The sequence below is a fragment of the Aquimarina latercula DSM 2041 genome (genome assembly GCF_000430645.1).
GTDB lineage: Bacteria > Bacteroidota > Bacteroidia > Flavobacteriales > Flavobacteriaceae > Aquimarina > Aquimarina latercula.
The window spans coordinates 209,807-235,261 of sequence record NZ_AUMK01000003.1 but is presented as its reverse complement, the minus strand read 5'-3'; the positions used below and the strand labels follow the sequence as shown (position 1 = coordinate 235,261).

The window sequence follows — 25,455 nt, the reverse complement described above, 5'->3', positions numbered from 1 at the left end:
GACCCTTGATGGAAATAAAATGGTTGGTCAATTGAAATAAAATGGGTAATTAATATTGTTAAGAAGCTGCAGGAACTATCTGTTGTTGTTTTTCTAATTCTTTCTTAGATAAGTCACGAGTAAGCCATCCACCTCTTCCAGCAGTTGCTATAGCATATGGTGTAATCCAGAACAAAGTAAATGCATAGAATAAACTATATGGATACGCCCATAAAGATTCTGATAGACTATGTTTTTTAGCATAAAAGAACGCTTGAATACTCGAAAATATTAGGATACTTACTAGTGTAGAACTAAAAAATAAAACTGGATACGTAGCTATAAAAAATACCATTAATAAAGTCGCAGGATACGCCATTACCATTTTTAACCATTGGTTTAATAATAAAACTCTGGTACCAGCTTTTGATCCTTCTCTAAAATTACTAAAGGCAAATTTACTCATAGCAATATTCTCTCTAATATTACTACGCTCCCATCTTATAAACATCTTATATAAATTCTTATAACGTTCTGGAGTGTTCGTATACACATATGCTTTTCGCTGAAACAATACATTATATCCTTGTTTTAGAATCATATTAGTCATTGCTCGATCTTCTCCTATTTTAGAGACTTGTCCCATAAAAGTCTGAGTAATCCATTCTGCTCTACAGTTCATAACTGCTTCTCTGCGATACGCAGATAAAGCTCCTGGAGTACATAATACAGATCCAATAGCACTCTGTGCAGAACGTATAAACTCAAAACTAAATGCAAAGCTTACATTAAGCATTCTTGGGATTAACGCTTTGTCGCTATTTAATACTTTTACATTACCAGCTACTGCCCCACAAGATTCATTAGTAACAAAAGGCGAAGCCATTACACGTAACGTATCTTCTTTTACAATAGAATCACTATCAACAGTAATAAAAACATCACCCATTCCTAAATTAAATCCTCTGTACAAGGCATGTCTTTTCCCTCTGTTCTCAGGTTGCTGATAGATAGAAACTCTATTTCCTAATTCATTTTTTGCTTTTTTCATCCAATCCCAAGTATCATCCTGGCTCCCATCATCAATAGAAATAATCTGTAACTTCTCGATTGGATAATCACTTTTAGCTAAACTATGAAGTGTTTTATATACCAATTCTCCTTCATTATAAGCGGGAACAATTACAGTACATAATGGTAATTCTTTATCAGATACAATATCAGTGGTTTGATAGCGTAGATACAGATATAATATATAACCAAGAAAACTTACTTTAATCAATAACAAAGAAATACCAGCTATCATTAAACTTATTCCCCAAACAGTATTCATTCTTTCTAAACGAATTTGTTCAAAATAAGGGTGCAAAAAATAGAATAACGATGTAGCTCCAAATAATAATAAAAAAGTGATTAGCAATACAAACGAAGAAGATCCGTTTAAGACCATATTCTTCATTCGATTACCGAATGAGTTTCCCACTATCGGTGTTTCTGTCATTTCTATTGTTCTTGATATCTCCATAATGTTTTTTTTGTTACCACACTGGAAAACCAAAATTGATACCATTCACAAACACTACTGAATAACAGTGGTTTAAGAATAATACCAAAAAACAAAAGTGTGTATATCTTACACAGTTGTGTATTTTTACCACATTATTTTCTACAATTTTATCTAAGATTTCACTTCCTTATATTCATTATAGGATGCCTTATAAGATTTAGTTATTTTTGTTAGAGTATTCTCTAATCTCATTTGTTTTGTAAATGAACAGAAATATCAAAAAATACCTGCGTTTATTATGGCAATCCGTTCTCTTTTGGTCCTTAGCCATGGGATTCTTTTCTATATTTAGATATTATGGTATTGATGAGGAAGAGGGTATCTATATGATTCCAGAATATCGAGGGTATACCGGTACAATACGTGCATTAATGGGTTTTTCTAGTATTGGAATGCTAATCGGGATTGTATATGCTACCATCGATCTGATATTTGATAAATATACTTCTAATAAAATATCATTGGTATATAACCTAATCGTTAGAACCTTATTTTACTTTATTACTACCGTTATCATATTTACGATTATTATGGATATTTTTTCAGACATCTATAATCTTAATTTAGATACCGATAGAGGTTGGTGGAAAGAAAACAAATCATTTTGGGCTACTATACTTTATATAGTGATGGTGTCTTTTGTTTTTTCATTTATAAAGATTGCAACTGAAAAATTTGGTAGAGGTGTTTTTATAAAGATGCTTCTAGGTAAATATAAGAACCCACAAGAAGAGAAGCGCATTTTTATGTTTCTGGATCTTAAAGATTCTACCACTATCGCAGAAAAATTAGGACATTTTAAATACAGTCAGTTTATACAAGATTGTTTTTATGATCTAAACACTGTTGTTCCTAAACATGAAGCAGAAATATACCAATATGTAGGAGATGAAGCAGTATTGAGCTGGCCCTATAAAAAAGGATTAGCAAATAATAATTGTGTATCCCTATTTTTTGCATTTCAACAAAAAAAACAAAGTAAAGCTGACTACTATGAAGAAAAGTACGGTGTAATTCCAGAATTTAAAGCTGGATTACACGGCGGTAAACTCATGGTTACAGAAGTAGGAGTAATCAAAAAAGAAATAGCCTATCATGGGGATGTAATTAATACATCAGCTCGGATACAGGCAGAATGTAATAATCATAAAGTGAAGCTTCTTATTTCTGAAGAGTTATTACAAGATCTAAGCATTAATTCTAGCTTATCTACTACATTCTTAGGGAGTGTTTTATTAAAAGGAAAACAAAAAGAAGTCAATATCCACACGATTAGCAAAAACCTACAACCTAATTAAGCACCTAAAAAAGAGTGTTTTAAAACCATTTTAAAATCTTTTTTCTTCTAATAACCGAAAAAAAGGTAGGGTGAATTCGTACATATGTGTTTTAGGTATAGAAAACAAAAATCACGTAAACTATACCTGTTATGAATCATACATTAAAACAATACTCGCAGCTTCTGAAGCAGTCTGTACTTTTTTGGACAATAGCTATGGTACTATATTCGATATTTAGATATTATGGAATTGATTCAGAAGAAGGTCTTGCAGTGATCAAAAACTATGAAGGTACACTGGGAACACTTTATTATTTTGTGAAACTCATTAATATCGGTATCATAATAGGTGTATTATACGCTACGGTGGACTTTACTTTTGATGCCTATACAAATAATAGAATATCACTTACTAAGGATATCATTTTAAGAACATTATTGCATTTTATAGTTACGCTTACTGTATTTATGGTGATTACAGATATTTTCGCAACACTTACAGGTACACACGCTGGTCAACATACAGGTTGGTGTTGTTTTAATAAATCGTTTTGGGCGGTTATTCTGTATATTGTTTTATCCTCTTTTGTCTTCTCTTTTATCAAAATAGCCAACGAAAAATTCGGAAAAGGAGTTTTTATAAAAATGCTTTTAGGAAAATATAAAAACCCACAAGAAGAGAAACGTATTTTTATGTTTCTTGATCTAAAAGACTCTACCACAATAGCAGAAAAATTAGGACATTTTAAATATAGCCAATTGATACAAGATTGTTTTTATGACCTAAATAAAGTAGTTCCTAAACACAACGCCGAAATCTATCAATATGTAGGAGATGAGGTAGTGTTAAGTTGGCCCTATAAAAAAGGATTAGCAGATAACAACTGTGTAAATTTATTTTTTGCCTTCCAACAACGAAAACAGGCGAAATCAGAATATTATCTCAAAAAATATGGCGTTGTACCAGAGTTTAAAGCAGGATTACACGGTGGTAAACTCATGGTAACCGAAGTAGGAATTGTAAAAAAAGAAATAGCCTATCACGGAGATGTTATCAATACATCTGCACGGATACAAGGCCAATGTAATGCTTATAAAGTACCATTATTAATCTCTGATAAACTGATTCAAGATCTTAAGATCAATGCCAATTTAACTTGTCAATTTTTAGGAAGTGTATTATTAAAAGGCAAGCAAGAAGAAGTTAACATTCATACCATAGCGAGGGTATAAATAGCGAGGGTTTTGGGGAAAATCCGAGCAAGCCGAAGCTTACCCTGTGTTGCAAGCTTCGGCTTTTTTTGTTTTTTATTGGACCACCCTTCGACTAGAATCACCCTTCGACTACGCTCAGGGTTCGAGAATGTAACCAACCGAGGGCTGTACTTGGGTAAACTCAGCAGCCGCGGAGCCGAAGTACGGTGACTTCGAGAGCCTCAGTCACCCTTCAAACATACGAGGGCTGAGGTTCTCGAAGCCCGACAGGCTCAGTGTAACAGCTCAAGGTTCGATCGTGCCCGAGGGCTGTACTTCAGTAAACTCAGCAACCGCGGAGCAGAAGTCCGGTGACTTCGAGAGCCTCAGTCACCCTTCAAACATACGAGGGCTGTACTTCGGTAAACTCAGCAGCCGCGGAGCCGAAGCCCGACAAGCTCAGTGTAACAGCTCAGAGTTAGAAAATAAAAAAACATCTCATCAAACGATATATGTTTAATGGGATGTTTACAAACAAACACTTAGTGTTCATTAACTATTGGGCACTAACCATCGTATCCAATGCTTCTTTGATATGTTGTTCTCCATTGAGTATTTCGAAAACTTCTCTTCTAGCAATAGTATCTTCTAAACTCTGTACTAATACCTTGGCAACATCTCCTCTTGGTATAGAACCTTTTTTATTATCTAAACTTGTTGCTAATCGTATTTTTCCCGTTGGTACTTCATCATTCAGTGTACCAGGTCTAACAATCGTAAAATCTAAACCGCTATTGGCCAGATATTCATCAGCATCATTTTTAGCCTGTAGATAATCTTGTAATTTATCAGACTGCTGCGGAGCGTCTGCTCCTATAGAACTTAACATAACGAGTTTATGAACTTTATGTTTTTTAGAGGCGTCAACAATTTTCATCGCTCCTTTACGATCTACAGTTTCTAATGCTTTTCCTTTTGATCCTGCAGCAAAAATTACTTTATCTATACCTTTAGTTACGTGAGTAACATCTTCGGATAAGTCGGCTAGTACGGTTTGTATGCCTTGTTTTTCAAACTTTAGTTGCTGCTCTTTTTTTCGCACCATTGCAACCGGTTCAAAATTATCTTGATTATTTAATTCATTAATGACTATATTTCCTGTGGTACCTGTGGCACCTACTACTAGTATTTTTTCCATATTTTAGTATAACATTCAAGAACGCCAAAAACAAGTAAAAAGGCTGGTTTAACTAGGGTTTAACGGATAGTTATAAAGAGTTCTTAATGCAAGTAAGTAATTAAAATTTAATACTGATTCTGGAATAATCGAAACCCGCAGTAATCAGGGTTCGAGAATATCAGTATCCGAGGGCTGAGGCTCTCGAAGCCCGGCAGGCTCAGTATGATACCTCAGGATTCGGGGAATATCATCATCCGAGGGCTGTACTTCGGCAGGCTCAGTAATCATGGAGTCGAAGCCCGACAGTAATCACCCTTCGACTCCGCTCAGGGTTCGAGAATGTAACCAGCCGAGGGCTGTACTTCGGTAAACTCAGCAGCCGCGGAGTCGAAGTCCGACAAACTCAACAACCGCAGAGCCGAAGCCCGGTGACTTCGAGAGCCACAGTCACCTAATACTATAATAAAAAATTAACTTTTTTTGTTGTTTTAGGGGTACTTCAAAGGTACCTCACTCCTATTTATGTACTACTCTCCTTTTAGTTCTGATATAGGAAGTTCCTGTGTTAAAAACAAGTGACACTTCCTTCTGACACAAGAGTTACTTCTCTTTATACCTAGCCATGCTTCTGTTAGAAGTACCCTTACCTTTTACTAGAACTAACCAATGCAAAGCTTTTGCTTACTAGCACCTACTATGATAAGTCTCCTAAGCGAAACACTCATCTCGACATGCCTACTTATATATGTACCCACTCCCTGGTAATGGTAGTAGGTTTTGAGTATTCTTAGATAATTTTCGTTAATGAGAAGTTAATTTGTAAACGCACATACTGTAATAAAGATTACCATAGTTTTAAGGACATATAAGTATAAGATGCTTAAGAAGTTTTCAGGGCAACATAGGACAATACGGACCAAAATATTAAGAATATCACTGCTAACGTTAACCTTCTTAAACGAACAATATCCTTATGTAAGCTGCAAACATTAGGATTATTCTTTAGAACTTTTAGTGGTATAGTACTGCCAAGGTTTATCTCAGGATTATATGAAATTTTTTGAATCTCAGAATAGCTTTTTCCATCTATTTTATAGGAAAGCCCTACTTTCATTACCTGTCTTGTTCCTTTTAACAATCTTGAAGTAACTGTTTGAAAAGCTTTATCGGCCTGACATAAAATTACAGTAGCATCAATAGTAAGCGATAAATATTTAAAACTGAAATATCGATATCCTTCGTACAAAGTATACGCAACTAATACTATTTCTATGATACTAAGGTATATGAGCATCTCTATTTACTTTACTACTTTACAATTTGATTTATGAACATCACATTTTTTTATTTTCCTTAATGGTTCTGTTCCTGCCACAATATTATTAGCAATAAAATTAGTTCCTGTATCTAAACGTACTATGGTATATGTAGGCTGCGCTGCTTCAGTTGTTTTAATAGATGTAACGGTTCGTTGCATATCATTTCCTTGTAGAACATCTCCTATTTTTAGTTGATAAACTCGGTCATAATCATAGTCTTTTATTGTTTTCGAAGGATTATAAGAAACCCAATCTCCATTGGCTCGTAATAGAGGATGATCATTGGTAAATGTTATCGTTGATTGGTCATCAAAAGTAATGGTAACTAGGTTGTTGTGTATTGGGCTAGCTACTTCTTCTACAATAGCAGTGGTATAGGTTTTTGTTTGTTTATGATAAGATACTACCTGATCACCAACTTTTATCAATTCAATTGATTTTTGTGTAGCATTAGCCATGGTCACCATGGTGCCAGCAGCAAAGCAATGTACATCAATCCCATCAAAATAGATTTCTGAAATCACGGTATCATCATATGATTCCCCTGGATATACTTCTAGAATTTCAAACTTGATAGTCCAATCCGGTAACTTGGAAAGTTCATCATAATTATCACGATCATCGTTACCAATTGGATCAACCGTAAAATGATTAGTTGCTCTTTGATCTTTTAAGTCTAAAATAGCATACGGTTTATCATCTATATACATTTTTAGTTTTTTAACTCTACTATTTGCTTTCCAAGCTTTTTCGCTTTTTACATACCCGTTTACTATACTAATTTTAGTAATTCTAGGATTTTCCTGAGGAAAGCTAAATTCCAAAAACTCACCAACTCCATATCCTTCAACTCCCTCTACCCAAGCATTTTTATAATCAAAATCATGAGAATTTTCGGGAATATATGATGTTTTCCCTTGTGTCTTTAAATAAGAAGAAGCAGAAACCTTAGCAATACTAGCACCACAATACCAACTACATCCATCAGTACCTACTTGCCAATAATCGCCATGCACCTCACTTACCTTCTCTAAATCTTGTTGTTCCTGAGCAGTAAGGTCTTTATACTCGATACCATTTTGCATCTTTTCCCAGATAACTTCGCAAGCTTTCCAATTTCTATTAAACTCCTGCTCACCTTCTTTACTAAATTCTAAAAGTTCTACAGAAGGAATTAATGCTTTGATTTCCTGTGCAGTAGCTACCACAGAGCATAACAGCAGTACATAAAAGGACAATATAGGTTTCATCATATTCACTTTTTTGGGGCAAGAAGCTGTTATGGATCATCTTGTTACCTAACAAAGATACTATTTATAATAAGGAGATTAAACAAGTGTTAAAATTTTAATACAGAATATGCCTAATCAAACAATGTTTTGTTTTTAATCTTAGGCAACGTATAATCCATAAGTGCCAGTATCATTAGTACTACAGTAAGAATTCTATAATCTCCAGATATTAAATTATATAACTTTAGTATAGCTCCAATATATAGTATTAGTACCCATGCAAGTTTTAAATAATCTAATCGTTTTTTGATAGGTTTTTTAATGAAATGTAAGACATAAACACAAACAATTCCAATACACCCTATCACAATAAGAATATCCTGAAAAGGCCAATGCATAATTTTAAAAACGGTACCTAGACTACCAATTTGACAAGCTCACCCTTCGAGAGCCTCAGGGTTCGAACAGCCGAGGGCTGAGGCTCTCGTAGCCCGGCAGGCTCAGTAATCATGGAGTCGAAGTCCGACAAACTCAGCAACCGTGGAGTCGAAGCCCCCAGTAATCACCCTTCTAGAGCCTCAGTCACCTAATACTATACTAAAAAATTAACATTTTTTGTTCGTTTTGGGGTACTTCAGAGGTACCTCACTCCTATTTATGTACTACTCTCCTCCTAGTTCTGATATAGGACGTTCCTGTATTAAACAGAAGTAACACTTCCTTCTGACACAAGAGTCACTTCTGTTTACACCTAGTCTTGCTTCTGTCAGAAATACCCTTACCTTTCATTAGAACTACCCCAAGCAACGCTTTGGGTTACTAGCACCTACTATGATAAGTCCCCTAAGCGAAACGCTCATTTCGATGTACCTACCTATATAAGTACCTGCTTCCTAGTTATAGTAGTAGGTTTTGAGTATTTTTAGATGATTTTGTTAATGAGAAGTTAACATCAACTAGTACATTAATACCATGTTAGCGTATTTTAAAAAGCAATACGCAACAGCCATTTTTCGGATATCATTCATTAAATAATCAAGGTTTTATTCTAAATATCATTGGAATACTAAACCATACATCCATAGGCAGGTTATGAATAATCGCAGGTTTTTGTTTTGGAATAGAAGCTATAAGGTTTTTTGCCTGTATTTCTAAAGAATTATGTGTATCTGATCTATAATCTATATCACTTACATTCCCTTCTTTTGTTACTTTAAACTTCACATACACCTTACCTTCTATTCCCCGTTGATACATTGTCTGCGGATAATTAAATGTACCTTTTACATGTGCCTGAATTATTTTTTTTAATTTTTTCTTTTCTTCGATAACTCCGGTAAAAACATCTTTCTTTCTAGTTTTTATCGCTTCACCTTTTTTATTATAAAACGTTGCTTTTTTTAATTTCCCTTTATCAGAATATAACTCTCGACTACTCATACTTCCATCTGTTCTATACCAAGTCCACTCGCCTATTTCCTTTCCTTCTGCATAGGTTCCTGCTCCCATTACATTGCCATCGCTTCTATATCGTGTGAACGCGCCATGTCTTTTTCCATTTTTATAAAGAGAGATCGTTCTCAGAAAACCTTTTTTATCGTATTCACTGATTTTACCTTCTAGTTTCCCTTCATTATACGTACCTTCAAACTTAGGCGTGCCATCTTCATAATAACTTTTGTTATAACCGTGAGATTTTCCATTTTTATAATTCCAGGTATATAGTTCTTTACCATTTGCATAATACACAGAAGTTCCTTCTTTCTTGCCATCTACGTAACTTACTTTGCATTGCAACTGTCCTTTCTTATAATATATCCATTCTCCTACTTTTTTATCCTCTTCATATGCACCTTCTTCTTTTATAAATATATCTTTAGTATATCCTTTATAAAGCCCTTCTTTTTTTCCATTACCAAAACCTTCGTAGCTGGCTTTTAATGTCATTGGCTCATTAAAACGGTAATATTCTTTAAACTCATATTTACCTGATGGTAATTTGGTTTTGACCAGCATATAATTAGACAATGTTGGGTATCCAGGACTTCGATCATAACGTAGATATGTAGTATCCACAGATTGCGCCTTTTGAGCAATACAGGTCGCAGTTAGTATTAAAAAGAGAGAAAATGTAAAATAGTTCTTCATCGGATATTAGAAAATTTAAGAGTTGTGCTAAAATGCTTTTAATTTATCAAGTTCATACTCTTGTAAGTATCAAAATGAGGTAAAATGTTACCCTAATATATGGCATTGATAGGTGATTTTTTAAGAAAGTTTCTATGTATATATTAATGTAAGGTTTAGAATTAGATTCTATTTACTCTTTCAATATATAATTACGAACTATTGTCTCAGTAATTGGTTTTAGTCTTACATTTTCCGTAGGATGCATCCCCGATTTTGTAAAAAGCTCTACTTTATTATTTCTCTTATAATACCAATATAAGGTATCCCCTTGCTTGAAAAAGGTTTCGATGGTATCATTTTGTGCTTTCTTAAAATTGTCAACCCAATCCTGATTATAGTTAAGACTAATACCTTTTGTATTACAACTTGCGCTTTCATAATGATCTTCTTTCCAAACCATACAGTCTTTTTGTTGCCAATTATATCCTAAATAAAATAACACCGAAACTAAAGAAATGAAGCTAATTGTTATAGTAATTTTCTTCCAAGGAATTTTTGTTTTTCCATCTCCGCTACCTGAAGGAGGTTTAATTATTTTATTTCCATTCCTTTTATACTCTAAAAACGGTCTTGGTTTAAAATCAATTAATACTGCAACAAGTTCTAAAGATATAGAAGATTGAATTGAATCAGTTTTTCCTTTTAAAAAGTTAATTATTGGTACAAACTTATCATTATCAAATTCTTTCTTGATTTTAAAACCATCTTCATTTTGAATATCAAAAAATTGTTTAAGAATTCTTTTGTCGCTTTGTAGCCTTCTTATATCATAAGCTTCAATGCAAGCTTTCTTAAGATTGGCTCTAGTTGGTTTAGCTAATAAAGTACTTAGATCTCCTCCACTTTGTAAAGAATATTTATTTCTAATTGCACGGATATACTCTTCATAGGTAATATCATTCATAACATTCAAAATTTAGTAATATGGAATAATTGGAATAAAAAGATTCTATGGAATCTTTGGAATCCCTTACCTGTAGTGGGGTAACGTGGTAATATCTTTGTCCCAGACTTAGTTAAAGTCTTGCTTAGATAACAAGACAAATGTATACAAACTAATTCAAAACAGGAAATATAAGACAGGATCAGACAGTTGATCCGGGAAGAACAACCTACTTTCTCTGTCTTTGACTTTCCAAACATTCTTCCCAAAAGTAGAAAAGGCCTTTTCTCATTTAACGCGCCATCATCTGGCAATAATCTTCTGGATTCTAAAACCAGGAAGTGGCGCTATTGTATAATTTTTTTAAACAAAAAAAGATGAGAAATTCATTTGTAATTTTAGCAATAGTAATGTTTAGTTTTTCAATATTTTCGTGTACAACCTCTGATTTAGCAGAAGAAATCGCTATTGAAGAACTAGCTACAGAAGGAGAAGATGGTTCTACCGTAGAGTCCGAAGAAGAAGATGATGACTAAGGGAATATTTACCAAATAAATATTCATATTTTATTAATTTAGAGGAATGAAAGCTATAAGACTAACATTCCTCTTTTTTATATCGATTACTTTTCTTTTTTGTTCTAAGAATGAAGGTAAAAACAACAATTATATAAATCCTCCTATTATTGATAGTATTCATAAAAAAATTAATCAATCCAAAAATAAACAATTACCAAATAGTCAAAGATTAAAATCAATTAATGAGGCTATATTAATTTCGAAAGAAAATCAAATTGATTCCTTTATATTAAAATCTATAAGTTATAAATCAACAATGCATGGAAGCAATAAGGAGTATATTAATGCCATAAAAACGACAGAAGATTTAATTAAAACTTCTTTAAAATTTGGTGATACCTCATATTTAGCAAAAGGTTATGGAAAACTTGCTCGTTATTACTATAAACAGGACAAAATTACCGAAGCGTATACAAATTATTATAAAAGTTTCAACCTCTATAAAACTATTAATGATAGTTTAAAAGTTGCAAAGCAATTAAGATCAATTGCGGATATTGAAAAATCCTTTGGAGATTTTATATCAAGTGAGGCTACGTGTTTTAAGGCCCTAAAATATCTGGATACAATTCAAAACCCAACACAAATAGCTGAGTTATACCAAATAATTGCAATAAGTTCAAGAGAACAAAAGGATTATAAAAATGCATTGAAATATAACAAAAAAGCTATACAAATAACTACATCTAATACACACAGAAGTCTTTATAAAAACACAAAAGGTGTCATCTATCTAAAAATGAAAAAATATTATGATGCAATAAAAGTATTTGAACAACTCATTACTGATTCTTTGATGATCCAGGATTCTAAAGAAAAAGCTCGTGTTCTTAGTAATCTTGCTTTTACAAAATCAAAATTGAATTATACTTGGACTAAAAAAGAATTACTGGAAGCATTAAAAATAAGAGAAAACCAAAAGGATATTAAAGGAATGATAGCTAGTAACGTTCATCTTGCAAAATATCATATTGGTAGAAATAAAGATTCGGCAATGAAATACGCTAAAAATGCATATCAAATTTCAAAGGAGTTAAAAAGTATAAGTGGGACTATAGAATCTCTTGATTTAATAATCCAAATAGACAAAAACTCATTAAATCAATTACTGGAATATAAAAAAATCAGTGATAGTATTAATTCATCAAATAGTCTATCCAAGAATAAATTTGCAAGAATAAGGTATGAAACTGAACAAAAAGAAAAAGAAAATTTAATTCTTAAAACTGAAAATAGTCAAAAAGCTCTTTCTCTTCAGAAAAAAGAAACCCAAAACATCTTATATGCCGGAACTGGACTACTGATTATTCTTTCTTCTATTTTCCTATTTTTCTACCTCGGAACTAAACATAAAAAAGAAAAACTCCAGGAAATTTATAAAACAGAAACACGTATTTCTAAAAAAGTCCATGATGAATTGGCAAACGATGTGTATCAGGTTATGACTCAATTACAAACAAAAAACAATACCGATACAACTCCTGTATTGGATCAGTTAGAAGATATCTATTCTCGTACCAGAGATATTTCTAGAGAAAATAATCGTATCGAGACCGGTGCTCAATATACGGATGAACTGAGATCTATGGTATCTAGATACGGATCGGATCAGACAAATATTATTATTAATGGGTTAACAGAAGAACACTGGACCAACATACCTGCATTAAAAAAAATAGAAACGTATCGGGTTTACAGGAATTGATGACCAATATGAAAAAGCATAGTAAAGCCTCACTAGTCGCTCTTACGTTTAGAAAAGAAGATAACAAGATACATATTATGTATACCGATAACGGTATCGGGTTTTCTGAAATTGAACAAAATATAGCAAATGGTATCCAGAATGTGGAAAACCGTATAAATGCAATAGACGGAAGTGCTACTTTTGATACAAATACCGAAAAGGGATTGAAAGCCAACATCTCTTTTCCTGCATAAAATGACGCCCTATGTTTAAAAAAGTATTAGTAGCAGAAGATATTGACAATATCAATCAAGGTTTAAAAGAAATCAAAGAAGCATTACAGATTGCGGAGATGATTCACGTACAATATTGTGATGATGCACTATTAAAAATAAAACGAGCCAATCTTGATAATGATCCTTTTGATTTATTAATCAGTGATTTATCTTTTAAAAAAGATCATCGAGAACAAAAACTAACTTCTGGAGAGCAACTTATCGAAGCTGTAAAAAAAGAACAGCCTACTATTAAAACAATAGCCTATTCTATTGAAGACCGACCAGAAAAAGTAAAAAGTATGTTTACTAATCTCGGTATAAATGGATTTGTTTGTAAAGATCGTAAAGGATTAAAAGAACTATCTAAAGCAATTACCGAAGTATCTCATCATAGAATCTATATTTCTCCACAAGTAGAAGCTGCTATGAGAAACGGAAATACAATAGAATTTGACGCCTATGATGCAAAACTGATACAGCAACTAGCTAATGGATTGACGCAGGAGCAAATAGGCATTTATTTTAAAAACAATGGTATCGCACCCAGCAGTATCAGTTCTGTAGAAAAGCGACTTAATAAATTGAAGATCGACTTTAAGGCCAATAATGCTACCCATCTGGTAGCTATTGTTAAGGACTTAGGGTTGATATAAAAATACATTAGTTCGAGTATTGCGATTGATAAATCGTAATGTATTGATAACCAGTATTTTTATAACTATAAGGCATAGTACTAGCATCTAAAAACTTCTCGACACAGTTTTCTATATTACCATTCCGAAAAATCACTCGAAGTGACCTCAGATATACTTTTGAACATTTTTACTCTTTTATGGGAAACCGTAAGGCATAATATTTCTGTAGAATTAGTTTTGAAATAAATTAATCATAATAAATCGAAATCAAATGGAATATTTAACAGGAGGTGCAGGAATTATAATATTATTGGCTCTATTTGTTTTAAGCATACTTCTCACAAGATTATTAGGTGCTTGGATGCTTAGAATTAATGATGTAATTAATGTTCTATATGCAATACTAGAACAGCTTAAAAAAGCAAACAAATAATGGAATATAATTAAAGCTTGTTATGGGGTAATGGGCTTTTACACTGACCCATCTTGTTTTTAAAACTTGATGGGTCTTTTTTTTGTTCTATCACCCTACTTTATGGTTTTCCGTAAGGAATTGGTTTTTAGTGAGTGTAAGTTTGAAAAGTATTAATCTTAAAATATAAAATAATGCCTAGATATTATGTAAATAAAAATGCTCAGACAAATGGTGACCACGAAGTCCATAAATATGGATGTCTTTGGCTACCTAATCCAGAAAATAGAATCTATTTAGGAGAACATACAGGTTGCAAATCTGCGGTAAGAAAAGCCACAGAATATTATAGAAAGGTTAACGGGTGTTATCACTGTTCATATGAATGTCATACCAGTTAAATATGAGTTTTTTAAAAAGTACTATAAATCAAGTAGGTAGAGATGTTGGTAAAGTAGTAAGCAATTCTCTTTTTAAAGATAGTCATGCTGCTCCATACCGGAGGGTGAAAAGTATTAGAAACACAGTTCACAATTCTCTAAGTTCTAAAACTGAATTTGAAAAGGCAATTGATTTCCAAACTGGCCATAGACCAAGTACATTGATAGCTAAGATTTCAGGAGTATATACTATAATAAAAAATGAGGTCAATCAATTCCTATCCGATGGTTACTTAGATACTCATGAATCGGAAACACTCTTTGAAATGATGCAGAAATTTAATTGTAAAGTAGATGATATTTGTGATTTACTTGAAATTGATGAAACTTCCTTTGAAAAAGAAATTAATCAACTTACAAGAATAGTAGAAAAAACAAATACGTTATTTCAAGAAGCTTTACAGCTATCTTCAAAAGGTTGTCAATTTAGAAAAATGGAACATTTAGAGGAAGCAGATAAAGTTGAACTAATAGGTTTCTTTGAATATGTTGGTTTCAATACCATCTGGATGGGAAACTATGCAAGAGGTAAACAAAAATCTATAACTAATACAGTTCTTGCCAATATAGCAGATATACTTACCTGTACTTGGCCTTTAACCAGGTCTTATCTGTTATTGGAAGGTGTTTTTACTTTTTCAAATGAAAGTAATCGAAGAAAAAAATTAAAAAACGCTCATTTAAAACTTGCAGAAATCGAAGGAAAAAGAGGTGACCTTTATTTAAATATCTAATTAAGCTTATGAAAAAAATACAACCCTTATGGAATTAAACACTCAACTCAAAGCACTTGCCGATAAGATCGAGCAGCTTAAGGACAAAATAGAAACGGAAGAATCAACCAAACATGCCTTTGTTTTACCTTTTATCAATTTATTAGGTTATGATACTTTTAACCCTACCGAAGTTGTGCCGGAATTTACCGCGGACCTTGGACTTAAAAAAGGTGAAAAAGTAGATTATGCAATCTTTCAAGATGAGGAACCAATCTTGATTATAGAATGTAAAAATTGGCGAGAAAATCTGGATATTCACAATTCCCAATTATTCAGATATTTCCATGTTACTCAGACACGTTTTGCTCTACTTACGAATGGAATTGATTACAGGTTTTATACTGATCTAGAGGAAACCAACAAAATGGATGAAAAACCATTTTTAGAGTATACAATTACTCAATTAAAGGAAAGTATAATCCCAGAAATAGCTAAATTTCATAAATCAAATTTTGATATTGATAAAATTGTGGATAATGCCAGTTCACTAAAATATCTTAAAGAAATAAAAAAGTTGATTAATTCAGAACTACAAGAATCCTCTTATGATTTTGTTAGGTTGTTTGCTAATCAAGTATATTCCGGAAGACTTACAGAACGGGTTATGGAAGAATTCACAGAATTAGTACATAAAGCCTTTAACCAAACCATTAGTGAAAAGGTAAACGATCGATTAAACTCAGCATTAAATAAAGAAGCTGAAAAACAGCACGAAGAAATTACAGAAATTGACGAGGAAGTAAGTAAAATTATAACAACAGAAGAGGAACTTGAAGGCTTTAGAATTGTGGTAGCAATTTTACGTCGAAAAATAGCTGTAGAAAGAATTGTACATAGAGATACTCAATCTTACTTTGGTATTCTATTAGATAACAATAACAGAAAACCCATCTGTAGACTCCATCTTGACGGAAGTAAAAAATATATAAGTCTATTCGATCAGGATAAAAATGTGCATAGAGAACATATAGAATCAATTAGTAATATTTATGATTTTGAAGAACAATTACTTCAAACCATAGACACTTATGAAGGTGTTGACGCGTAGAGAAAAAACAAAAAAACATCCCCGATGAAAAAATTAACACTACTATTCTTTCTCATTATTGCCTCTTACCAATGCAATTCCCAAAGTATAGAAACCACACTCTATATAAAAGAAGAATTGGTAAAGCAACGAGATGAACTATTAAAAAAGGCAGAGGAAATTCAAAAACGAATTGATGCTATTGATCAAAAGTTAGGAAATAAAAGTAATTCTAAATCCAGTACCCAATACATAACCAAAACAGTTAATTATAACTCTCTAAATAGTAGTACAACCAAAAAAAAGCGAAACAAACTAAGAGCTACTAGGAGATACATACGAGGATCCAGAGGTGGATGTTATTATATTAATTCTAATGGAAACAAAACCTATGTGGATCGCAGTATATGTAATTAAAACATAAAATTATTATATTCAGACACCGAAAACTAAAAAGTTATGAGCAATTATTACTTACACTCTTTTATATCAATCTTAGTTTTACTGGTTTTCTCTCCTACTATCAAATTGCCCAAAGAATTTGAAGCTAAAGTAATCGGCATCAAAGATGGAGATACCATAGAAGTCCTTTATAAAAATGAACCGGTCGTTATAAGATTAGAACATATTGATTGCCCAGAGAAAAAACAGGCCTATTGGCAAAAAGCGAAACAATTTACTTCTGATTTTTGTTTTGGTAAGAAAGTGCAAGTGATATCCAAAGGAAGATTTGATAGATATCGTAGATTAATTGCTGAGATTAAATATAAAGATAAGATCTTAAACAAGGAATTAGTTACCAATGGATATGCCGTTCATTTTAAAAAGTATTCTAAAGATAAAAGTTATGCCTCATTAGAAAATGTAGCAAAACAAAAGAATGTAGGTATTTGGTCTAAGAAATCTCTTGATACTTCTACTCCTCAAGAAAAAAAGAAAACAAAGTGTAAAAAAGAGGTTTTTATTTGTAATAGTAGTTCTAGTGAAACCTATCATTACACTAAAGAATGTAGAGGATTAAAAAATTGTAAAGATACTATCAGGACTATTTGTAAAGAAAAAGCTGAAAAACAATATGGAAGAGTATTATGTAGTTTTGAAAAAAAATAATTAAATCTTATAAAAACCAAAACCCGCATACCAAAATGATATCCGGGTTTCTTTTGGCATAAGTGATGCTATATAGTTAGATCAAAAAGAATTGGATCACTGCAATGGATACTCTGCCAATTGTTACTAAAAATTAAAGTACCAATGTTAAAGTTATGGTATGCCATTTTTCTTTAGAGTTGAGTATAAAAGTTCTCTCTTTTATTACAACTTCTTGCCAATATTTATTGGCAACCCTACTTTAAAACCGAATCGCAAATCTTTATCATCCCCGTTTGGTTCTTTATTAAGATCCTGACGATCTATAAACACCTGAAGTGTAAGTATGTTTTTCTGTTTATCCTTTGATTTAAGGTTAAGAAGTGCTCCTATTCGCATTGGAAATGTTTCAATACTCTCTAAATTAGACTCATCAGAAAATCCTAATTTATCATACCCAATATTACCAAAAATACCAATAGATTTAAAAAAACTATAATAAACTTCTACATCATACCCTTGTCTAAAACCATAAGTGTATCTTCCTTCTCCCACATAACCAGTTCTACTATTAGTAATGGTAACTGGTTCGCCATCTATGATATCTCCTGTTGGTGTATTTAAATTAATAGTGCTTTGTCTAAAAGCTCCTATATTAGAACCTCTGGAAAAACTAGCTAAACCCCTAAATATAAAATACCTCTGTCCTTTCCATTGCTTTGTATAATTATATGAGCCTGTAATACCATATAAATCTCCTATTATATCACTAAATAGACTATTGAAAGACATATTCTCTTCAAAATTATATAGCGTGGTACTTTCTCGTTGATAGAAAGCCGAAATACCAAAAAAATCTATAGTCTTAGAAGTCCATATATCTCGAGTAATTTCTATTTCTTTATCCTTAGTAGACTCAATCAAACTATCTAAATCTGCCTTAGCTTTTTCGTAATCAGCTATTAATTTCAAAACATCAAAATTCGGATCTAAATTATAGGTTTCTCCTTTTTTCCAATCTCGAGTATTCTCGATAATTAATTTATTTCTTTTTCTTGGAGTTTTAAGTTTATATTTACTCTTTGCAGGAACTGGTATTGGATCTATAGATGAACTTCTATCAATGACGATGGAACTGTCATACTCTTCTACCTGTGCTATAATAGTACTATAGTATGTATCAGACTCAACTGGTAAATTATGTTGCAACATAAGATTATAAAGCCCTTTATAAGTATATAACTTCAAAGGTATATCTCTATGAATGTTAAAATTCCTTTTTATAAAAGCTCTTTTTAATTTATGTTTATCTACTTTATTCTGTAGCGAGGGAAAACCTCTTTTAGCATTACCTCTTGGTATATAAGTATTTACTGTAAACTTTGATTGTTTACTCCCTCCATTCTCATCGAAGAAATAGACCCCGTTATCTACTGAAAAAGCACCATCTATTGTAAAAAATGCACTTTTGTAATTACCTAGATAGCCACTTGCTGCTATTTGTGTTTGTTTATCATTTAATTCAAAAGCAAGCCCCTGTTGTGGAGCATTATCGCCCAGAATCATGAAATTTAAATCTTGAAAAATTAATTTATTAAATGCATCATCAGATACTAACTGATCACTCTTTACCGTAATATCCTGAGAATATGCTCGAAATATGAATAATAATATTAAACTTAAAGTTGTTTTCCTACCCATAATTGTTTAGTCTTAGAATTGAATGAATTTATTGTATGTTAAAACGATTATCTATAGTTGCAAATTCCAAATAATAATTAAGAAAAAACATACCCAACACCCAGTATTTTTTTTCAAAAAAGTATTGGGAAAATTAATTTTTATTTACTGGATATGTAACAGGTAGTTGTACTTGTTTTCTATTGGACATAAAAACACCTCTAACCATTGTTTCCAATGATTAGAGGTGTTTGGGTTATTTACTTCTTGGATCTCACCCTTCGGCTCCGCTCACCCTTCGAGAACCTCAGGGTTCGCTAAAATTCACCCTCGGATTACGTCTGGAGACTGAGGCTCTCGAAGCCCGATTCGTCACCCTTCGAGAACCTCAGGGTTCGCTAAAGTTTACCCTAGGATTACGCCTGGAGACTGAGGCTCTCGAAGTCTCATTCCGTACTACCATCCGTACCCTGATCGGTTTGATCTGGTATGTCCTCTTCTGTGGTACTAGGACTATTCGCAAATCGTTCTTTTAATCTGCTATGCAATGCCTCTGCTCCTGCTACACCGCTACTAGCCGCAACACCAAACATCTTATAGGCTAATAAAGAAGTGCTATAGGCTTCGGATCCAGCCAAGATTCGCGTATCGTTTACCTTTTCTGATAATTCTGCTAATTCTAGTGCTAATACCTTTAACTCATTGTATAACGCATAATCTTTATCTACCTCTTCTACATTGATAAAATTGGGTAGAATATCTCCGTTTTGACGCATACTATCTAGTGTATCTTCTACAAAGATCTTGTTACTACGATTGATTTTAGGGAGCGTCCTACGCTCGTCTTTAGTCAATCCTGTTAAAAATGGTAACAGTGTATTGATTTCCTCAATTCTGTTTTTTACTTCTGTGATCGCTGCTGGATCTACGGTTACCGATAATCGGTTGTTTAATACATTACTCATACTTCATTTGTTTTTTAACCCGGATTCTTTAATACTTAGTTATAATGAAAATTGATTTAACCCTCTTTTCATTTTCTTTGCTCACCCAAAGAAAACGAAACAAAAGAAAGGGTGCTTTTTCAAGGTATTTTTTAGCTTTGCTAAAAACCAGATTTGTTTTACTAAAATCTTTCCAAGGCTTCAAGATTTTTTAACGTAAAACAAATCCTATACTGGTGAAAAAGATTTCAAAGCCCTGCTTTGGAACGTCTATTATATACGATTGATTAAATCTTATGATATTCTAGACAAACAATAAACCTTAACCAAAACTATTATATCCAGATTGAGTTTAACATTCATTTGAGGTGATGTATGGTCAATTACAATACCGATAATTTCAATATTTTATGTTTTTATTAATAATATTCTGTTAAAATTTAATTTTAATTGATTACTATTTAACATTTTACGCAAAAAGTTGACAATACACCAACTCTATAAAATCACTACTGACATACTGACCTCTATATAAAATATTACATTACAGGGGTTTACAAACGCTTTCTTTATATATGGATACGTTTTTGATTTTATTTTTTACAATTACTCATTCGATGGATACTGACAGTGCTATTGGCAAAGGATTGGGGTATACTGGTGTTGTGTCACCCTTCGACACTTCACCCTTCGGCTACGCTCAGGGTTCGAACATCCGAAGCTTGTACTTCGACAAGTTCAGCATCCGCATCATCGAAGCCCGGTGACTTCGAGAGCCTCAGTCACCTAATATCACGATAGGCAATGGACAATCCCGGTAACGTATCCAATTCTCCCTGCATTAACGCTTCCTTTTTTGCTCTGCTCCATCCTTGTACTTGTTTCTCACGATAGAATGCCGTATCGATTCTGTCATATTGTTCGTAGTATAATAACCTAACCGGTAATCGTTTTTTTGTATGATTAGCTCCTTCTCCATTTTGGTGCTGCTGCAATCTTCTATCTAAATCTTTTGTACTTCCTGTATAGTAACTGCCGTCACTACATTCTAATATGTACATATATCCTGTCATCCTTATGATAGTAAAGTATTCATATTACTATGTGTCAGTAGCAAAGCAATTGTTACCTTACGAATTCACCCTTCGGCACTTCACCCTTCGAGTAACCTCAGGGTTCGGGAGTATTCTCATCCCCGAGGGTTGAGGCACTCGAAACCCGGTTCAACTAGAATCACCCTTCGAGAGCCTCAGGGATCGAAAATAGTTAAGGATTCGAGAATAGCTAGAGTACAAAATTATAATGAAGATTTAGGTTTATCTACTTTAGGATACCAGACATCTAATAGCGGAAAAGACCCTTTGATATAATATTGATATGCATCCACTTCGTAGAATTCTGATAATATACTTGGGATATTATCTTGACTATCTACCTTAAAATATGCTTCATTGGGTGTTTTTATCCAAGTATCAATATAAAAAGTTTCTGCATTAAAAAATTCTAGATAAATATATATTTCCTCTGTATGTTTACCTCTAATCAGAGTAAAACCATCTATTAATGCATCGAGATACGCTTTTTTTGATGCTAAGTTGTCGTCTTCTTTAAATTGCAAAGTTTTTACTAATAACAACAACTTATTGTTATTCTTTTTAAGAATATAGGTATTTAGAGAATCTGTTTCGACATCTAAATATGCCTTCATATGTTTTTCGAACTTTTTTATTTCTGGATTCTTTGGATAGTACCTATAATTCGTATTTAACTCCTGTGTTTGTCTATATATCAAACTACGAACAGCGTCTTTTTCGAATTCCTTAGTGCCATAAATTAGATTATGTAGCGCTGTTGGATAATGCTCGGATAATAGTTCATAGTATGCTCGATCAATTTTATCCAGATAATAAAAATAGGTTGAAAATTTCGGGTTACCTCTTGATGAATACATAAAAACACTGTCTGTCTTAGAAGTGTGATTTAGGATATCCCCATAGGCCATATTAAGTAATTCTAAATACTCCGATATTTTACTTTGCGTAGCATATGGTTTAGCAACTTTTCGTAAAGTATCCCCTACTGTATATATTTTTGATAGATACGTTTCGTTTGTTGTATAATGTTGGATATAAACATCTTCTTCAAATCGATCCCAAAATCGTATTATATCATTGTGTTTCCTAGGAAACTCTGACACTGTATACTTGGAATGTTCTATAGTATCTCTGTTATGCGCTGTGGTTATTTTCGCATACAAAGTGCTCCAATCTCTTGCCAAATACTTTAGTTTAGCATACTCATAGTCAAAATCCTTAATAACATCTTTTTTCGCTTTATATGTAATATCTCTAGCTTCCTTTTTATCGTCATATCTTGATTTTAATACTATAAAACTTGTAAATAGTACCATAATACAAGTTATGATTACTAAAACCTGAAATGCTTTTTTCCCTATATCTGACATTTTATATATAATCTGATGTTAATGTACTACTATGGCACTCCTTCCCTTTTGGCTACTAATTAGATAAGCTAAGTTAACAGCTCAGAGTTTACTTATAAAAGAACTAAGTGTGGTCTAAATCCAGTATATTCATTATCCACATTGTCCTAATCCATACTACTCACTTTCCTCTGTTTTGCGAAACCCGATAGTGGTTTTCTGTTGGTTGTTTACCTCCGAAAGATGTGTTTCGAAATTGGTCTTCATATTTTCTGGTAGCCTTACAGATTCCGGTTGTGTCCAAGCTAAATTATTTGCGGGCCAATCACATTTTTCTTTAAAATAGGTCCATTTCTGTAATCGATCCGTGCAAGCTTCAAAATTATTACTCCAAAAAGCATGTCCTACCCGATAATTGTCATAATAATCTTCATGACTATCAAATAGATAATAAATAAGCTCCGATGCTTTTAGTATATTTTTCCAAGCTTCGTCTTCCGTAATATAACCTGCCATAAATGCCCATCGACTCATCGGTATAACTCTAAACAAATCAAATCCCCAAATCAACTTCTTAGGCTTATCATTAATTACTACACCACATTTTTCTATATACATAGGATCTACTTTGGTAAGTCCAGAGATTTGATTAATCATATCATTTGCGGAGTCCGAAGCAATATCCTGCGCAAACCACTTAGAGTGCATCCCATCAAATAAGCGAGCTATCATCTCATGATATTGTTCTTTATTAAGTACTCCCCAATCTTCATTAAGATATTGTTGGTATAAGATATCATACTGTATATCAAATGTCTGCGGCTTAAATTTTTGTTCTCCTAACCGAATATTACACGGAAAAACTTCTAAAGTTTCTGACCAACCTCCGCCATAAAACATATGTACTAAATTGAGTCTAATTGCTTTTTTTTGGTCTATATTCAATGGAACTACATTCCCAAGCTTATAATAGGTTTGCTGTTCTTTTATTGCTAATTTTCGTTGCTTATTTAGAAAAGAAACTATAAAAAATAAGGAGATAATTACACCAATAACTATAGTGAGAAACTGAGGTTCTATTAAAGAATTTAAAGGCATCCCATTTCCATTAGAAGGATTCCCAAAAACTTCGTACAATCCCATTCCTATTACCAACATAAAAAACAACGTTGCGGTTCCTAAGATCGATAACCCAACTTTGGCATTCTGCTCTAAGTTTTGATATGCTTGTAAAAAAGTATTGTTTTTTGGTGGATTTATGCGACTTAATGGTGTGTTTTGTAATATTTCCATAAGCTGCTTACTCTGCTGTGATTTTATAATTCTTTGTTTTATTACTGATCACTTGGGATTCGAATCTCCAACGCTTGTCTGCTGATATAAGTGAGATTTTTTGAGCTCGCTTATCTGCTTTAAATTTTCCTTTTATTTGTGTATTAGAAAAATTACTATGATCTGCTTCTAAGGTTTCAAAGGTAAGCGCTCCTACTTCTTCACCCGTAACATACGTACAGGTGCTATCTATAGGATTTACAGCTATTACTTTAATCCAACCATGAGCTAAAAAAGGCGTCTTCTTTTCATCTAAAGTCTGATTAATAAATCCATAGTATTTATCTCCTTTATTAGGTAAAGACACAAACTCTTCTATATTCATTTTTGCTTGTGGATTACTAAACATAAATAAGTAAAAAACCAGTGCTAACGCACCAATGACTCCAATAATAGTAGTAGAGAATATAATTTTACCAAATGTTGAATATGTTTTTCCTGCATCGACAATTGGATATTGTTTAGCATAATCCGCAGCTGCTTTTTTCATTTGCTGCGTCCACTTTTTTTTAGAAATCTCGGTTCGATCTGTAGTTGTATAAAAAGCAATTACGGGTTTCTTCTGGATGTTTTGAACCAAGCCTGTATTTATAACCTTTTTATGCAAGCGAACTTCCATCATCACTTCCATATTAGTATATGGGGATATAAATTGGCTCTTGAGTGTTTGATAATGTTCTAAATGCTCACTGATAGTAAGAATAGGCATAATGTGCGTTGTTAGTTTGTACATCTCAAAATAACCACGGATTCAGATCAAAATCAACCCTGAAAACCACCGTTTAATTAGGGAAGATTTCTTTGTTTTATGTAATGCATGAGAAATATAATATTAATTGTTGATTTTATGTAATCTCATTAACAGAATAAAAAATCAATGAATAGGAATCAATACCAACCATACTCTAGAAATAGAAGAAATCATCTTACTAGCTATAGAATGTGTTTTTCTGATATCAATTACAGGATATTCTTTAGCGTAGGCATCCACTGCTTTTATCATTTGTTCTGTCCAATACCTTTTAGGGATCTCTGTCTGATCTGTGGTAGTATGAAACGTAATGATTGGCTGTTTTAGTGTTTTTTCACCAAAACCTTTGTGTATCATCTTTTTATGCATACGTACTTCTAGTAAAACTTCTTTTTTGTTATAAGGTGAAACAAATTGAGTTTTTAAAGTTTTATAGGGTACTACATATTCTTTGAGCCTTGATTTTTTCATACTTTGGGGGTATTATAGGTTCTTTATATCAAAGGAAACAATTCTATAAGATAAAACCACCCCTGAAAACCACTGTTTTCCATTTTACA

The 25,455-nt window shown here is 32.7% G+C and carries 26 protein-coding genes; 12 read left to right on the top strand and 14 right to left on the bottom strand.

What is annotated here, in order from left to right; translation table 11 throughout:
- Nucleotides 1–58 precede the first annotated feature (58 nt).
- Nucleotides 59–1,504, bottom strand: a complete 1,446-nt coding sequence (locus H526_RS28015) for a glycosyltransferase family 2 protein (RefSeq protein ID WP_035084063.1) — start codon at nucleotides 1,502–1,504, stop codon at nucleotides 59–61.
- 245 nt (nucleotides 1,505–1,749) lie between these two features.
- On the opposite strand from H526_RS28015, the gene H526_RS0101125 reads away from it, so the two are divergent.
- Together H526_RS0101125 and H526_RS0101120 are read left to right on the top strand one after the other, a co-directional pair.
- A complete protein-coding gene (locus tag H526_RS0101125) occupies nucleotides 1,750–2,844 on the top strand; it encodes an adenylate/guanylate cyclase domain-containing protein (RefSeq protein WP_027391278.1) in 1,095 nt (364 codons plus the stop codon).
- 131 nt (nucleotides 2,845–2,975) lie between these two features.
- A complete protein-coding gene (locus tag H526_RS0101120) occupies nucleotides 2,976–4,058 on the top strand; it encodes an adenylate/guanylate cyclase domain-containing protein (RefSeq protein WP_027391277.1) in 1,083 nt (360 codons plus the stop codon).
- A gap of 517 nt (nucleotides 4,059–4,575) precedes the next feature.
- Here H526_RS0101120 and H526_RS0101115 read toward each other — a convergent pair.
- From H526_RS0101115 to H526_RS0101090, 6 genes are all read right to left on the bottom strand, one after another.
- The gene (locus tag H526_RS0101115; protein ID WP_027391276.1) at nucleotides 4,576–5,217 is read right to left on the bottom strand and encodes an SDR family oxidoreductase; all 642 of its coding nucleotides are present in this window, start codon (nucleotides 5,215–5,217) and stop codon (nucleotides 4,576–4,578) included.
- An 862-nt stretch (nucleotides 5,218–6,079) separates the two neighbouring features.
- Nucleotides 6,080–6,493 (bottom strand): hypothetical protein, encoded by a 414-nt coding sequence (locus H526_RS0101110; protein WP_027391275.1) that lies wholly within the window; start codon nucleotides 6,491–6,493, stop codon nucleotides 6,080–6,082.
- A gap of 6 nt (nucleotides 6,494–6,499) precedes the next feature.
- Nucleotides 6,500–7,771 (bottom strand): NADase-type glycan-binding domain-containing protein, encoded by a 1,272-nt coding sequence (locus tag H526_RS0101105; RefSeq protein WP_035084061.1) that lies wholly within the window; start codon nucleotides 7,769–7,771, stop codon nucleotides 6,500–6,502.
- Between the two features lie 110 nt (nucleotides 7,772–7,881).
- Nucleotides 7,882–8,148, bottom strand: coding sequence for a hypothetical protein (locus H526_RS0101100; RefSeq protein WP_027391273.1), 267 nt, complete (start codon nucleotides 8,146–8,148; stop codon nucleotides 7,882–7,884).
- A 637-nt stretch (nucleotides 8,149–8,785) separates the two neighbouring features.
- Nucleotides 8,786–9,898 carry a TonB family protein gene (locus tag H526_RS30520; protein ID WP_027391272.1) on the bottom strand — a complete coding sequence of 371 codons (1,113 nt, stop codon included), beginning with the start codon at nucleotides 9,896–9,898 and terminating at the stop codon, nucleotides 8,786–8,788.
- Between the two features lie 172 nt (nucleotides 9,899–10,070).
- On the bottom strand, nucleotides 10,071–10,844 hold the full coding sequence (locus tag H526_RS0101090) for a hypothetical protein (RefSeq protein WP_027391271.1): 774 nt from the start codon (nucleotides 10,842–10,844) through the stop codon (nucleotides 10,071–10,073).
- A gap of 356 nt (nucleotides 10,845–11,200) precedes the next feature.
- Here H526_RS0101090 and H526_RS31625 point away from each other — a divergent pair, with 356 nt between their 5' ends.
- The 10 genes from H526_RS31625 to H526_RS31390 all read left to right on the top strand — a co-directional run bounded on the left by H526_RS31625 (nucleotide 11,201) and on the right by H526_RS31390 (nucleotide 17,766).
- On the top strand, nucleotides 11,201–11,359 hold the full coding sequence (locus tag H526_RS31625; RefSeq protein WP_155839591.1) for a hypothetical protein: 159 nt from the start codon (nucleotides 11,201–11,203) through the stop codon (nucleotides 11,357–11,359).
- A 46-nt stretch (nucleotides 11,360–11,405) separates the two neighbouring features.
- On the top strand, nucleotides 11,406–13,106 hold the full coding sequence (locus H526_RS0101080) for a hypothetical protein (protein WP_027391270.1): 1,701 nt from the start codon (nucleotides 11,406–11,408) through the stop codon (nucleotides 13,104–13,106).
- A gap of 8 nt (nucleotides 13,107–13,114) precedes the next feature.
- A complete protein-coding gene (locus H526_RS0101075; RefSeq protein ID WP_155839590.1) occupies nucleotides 13,115–13,342 on the top strand; it encodes a sensor histidine kinase in 228 nt (75 codons plus the stop codon).
- Nucleotides 13,343–13,353: 11 nt separating this feature from the next.
- Nucleotides 13,354–14,019, top strand: coding sequence for a response regulator transcription factor (locus H526_RS0101070; RefSeq protein ID WP_027391268.1), 666 nt, complete (start codon nucleotides 13,354–13,356; stop codon nucleotides 14,017–14,019).
- 253 nt (nucleotides 14,020–14,272) lie between these two features.
- A complete protein-coding gene (locus H526_RS31620) occupies nucleotides 14,273–14,434 on the top strand; it encodes a hypothetical protein (protein ID WP_155839589.1) in 162 nt (53 codons plus the stop codon).
- Between the two features lie 173 nt (nucleotides 14,435–14,607).
- Nucleotides 14,608–14,814 carry a hypothetical protein gene (locus tag H526_RS0101060; RefSeq protein ID WP_027391267.1) on the top strand — a complete coding sequence of 69 codons (207 nt, stop codon included), beginning with the start codon at nucleotides 14,608–14,610 and terminating at the stop codon, nucleotides 14,812–14,814.
- 2 nt (nucleotides 14,815–14,816) lie between these two features.
- Nucleotides 14,817–15,587: a hypothetical protein gene (locus tag H526_RS0101055; protein ID WP_027391266.1), complete on the top strand. Its 771-nt coding sequence runs from the start codon at nucleotides 14,817–14,819 to the stop codon at nucleotides 15,585–15,587.
- Nucleotides 15,588–15,615: 28 nt separating this feature from the next.
- Complete coding sequence (locus H526_RS0101050) at nucleotides 15,616–16,677, top strand: type I restriction endonuclease (RefSeq protein ID WP_027391265.1); 1,062 nt, start codon at nucleotides 15,616–15,618, stop codon at nucleotides 16,675–16,677.
- Between the two features lie 24 nt (nucleotides 16,678–16,701).
- The gene (locus H526_RS0101045; RefSeq protein ID WP_027391264.1) at nucleotides 16,702–17,073 is read left to right on the top strand and encodes a hypothetical protein; all 372 of its coding nucleotides are present in this window, start codon (nucleotides 16,702–16,704) and stop codon (nucleotides 17,071–17,073) included.
- Between the two features lie 42 nt (nucleotides 17,074–17,115).
- Entirely contained in the window at nucleotides 17,116–17,766 is a 651-nt protein-coding gene (locus tag H526_RS31390) for a thermonuclease family protein (protein ID WP_081415521.1), read from the top strand.
- A gap of 204 nt (nucleotides 17,767–17,970) precedes the next feature.
- On the opposite strand, the gene H526_RS0101035 is transcribed toward H526_RS31390, so the two are convergent.
- From H526_RS0101035 to H526_RS0101000, 7 genes are all read right to left on the bottom strand, one after another.
- Nucleotides 17,971–19,446: a hypothetical protein gene (locus tag H526_RS0101035; RefSeq protein ID WP_027391263.1), complete on the bottom strand. Its 1,476-nt coding sequence runs from the start codon at nucleotides 19,444–19,446 to the stop codon at nucleotides 17,971–17,973.
- 425 nt (nucleotides 19,447–19,871) lie between these two features.
- The gene (locus H526_RS28000) at nucleotides 19,872–20,390 is read right to left on the bottom strand and encodes a hypothetical protein (RefSeq protein ID WP_051335916.1); all 519 of its coding nucleotides are present in this window, start codon (nucleotides 20,388–20,390) and stop codon (nucleotides 19,872–19,874) included.
- A gap of 761 nt (nucleotides 20,391–21,151) precedes the next feature.
- Entirely contained in the window at nucleotides 21,152–21,442 is a 291-nt protein-coding gene (locus H526_RS0101020) for a GIY-YIG nuclease family protein (protein ID WP_027391262.1), read from the bottom strand.
- A 224-nt stretch (nucleotides 21,443–21,666) separates the two neighbouring features.
- On the bottom strand, nucleotides 21,667–22,833 hold the full coding sequence (locus H526_RS0101015) for a hypothetical protein (protein WP_027391261.1): 1,167 nt from the start codon (nucleotides 22,831–22,833) through the stop codon (nucleotides 21,667–21,669).
- Nucleotides 22,834–22,989: 156 nt separating this feature from the next.
- Nucleotides 22,990–24,105, bottom strand: a complete 1,116-nt coding sequence (locus tag H526_RS0101010) for a DUF1266 domain-containing protein (protein ID WP_027391260.1) — start codon at nucleotides 24,103–24,105, stop codon at nucleotides 22,990–22,992.
- Nucleotides 24,106–24,112: 7 nt separating this feature from the next.
- Nucleotides 24,113–24,853 (bottom strand): hypothetical protein, encoded by a 741-nt coding sequence (locus tag H526_RS0101005; protein ID WP_027391259.1) that lies wholly within the window; start codon nucleotides 24,851–24,853, stop codon nucleotides 24,113–24,115.
- A 165-nt stretch (nucleotides 24,854–25,018) separates the two neighbouring features.
- Entirely contained in the window at nucleotides 25,019–25,366 is a 348-nt protein-coding gene (locus H526_RS0101000) for a hypothetical protein (RefSeq protein ID WP_027391258.1), read from the bottom strand.
- Nucleotides 25,367–25,455 lie beyond the last annotated feature (89 nt).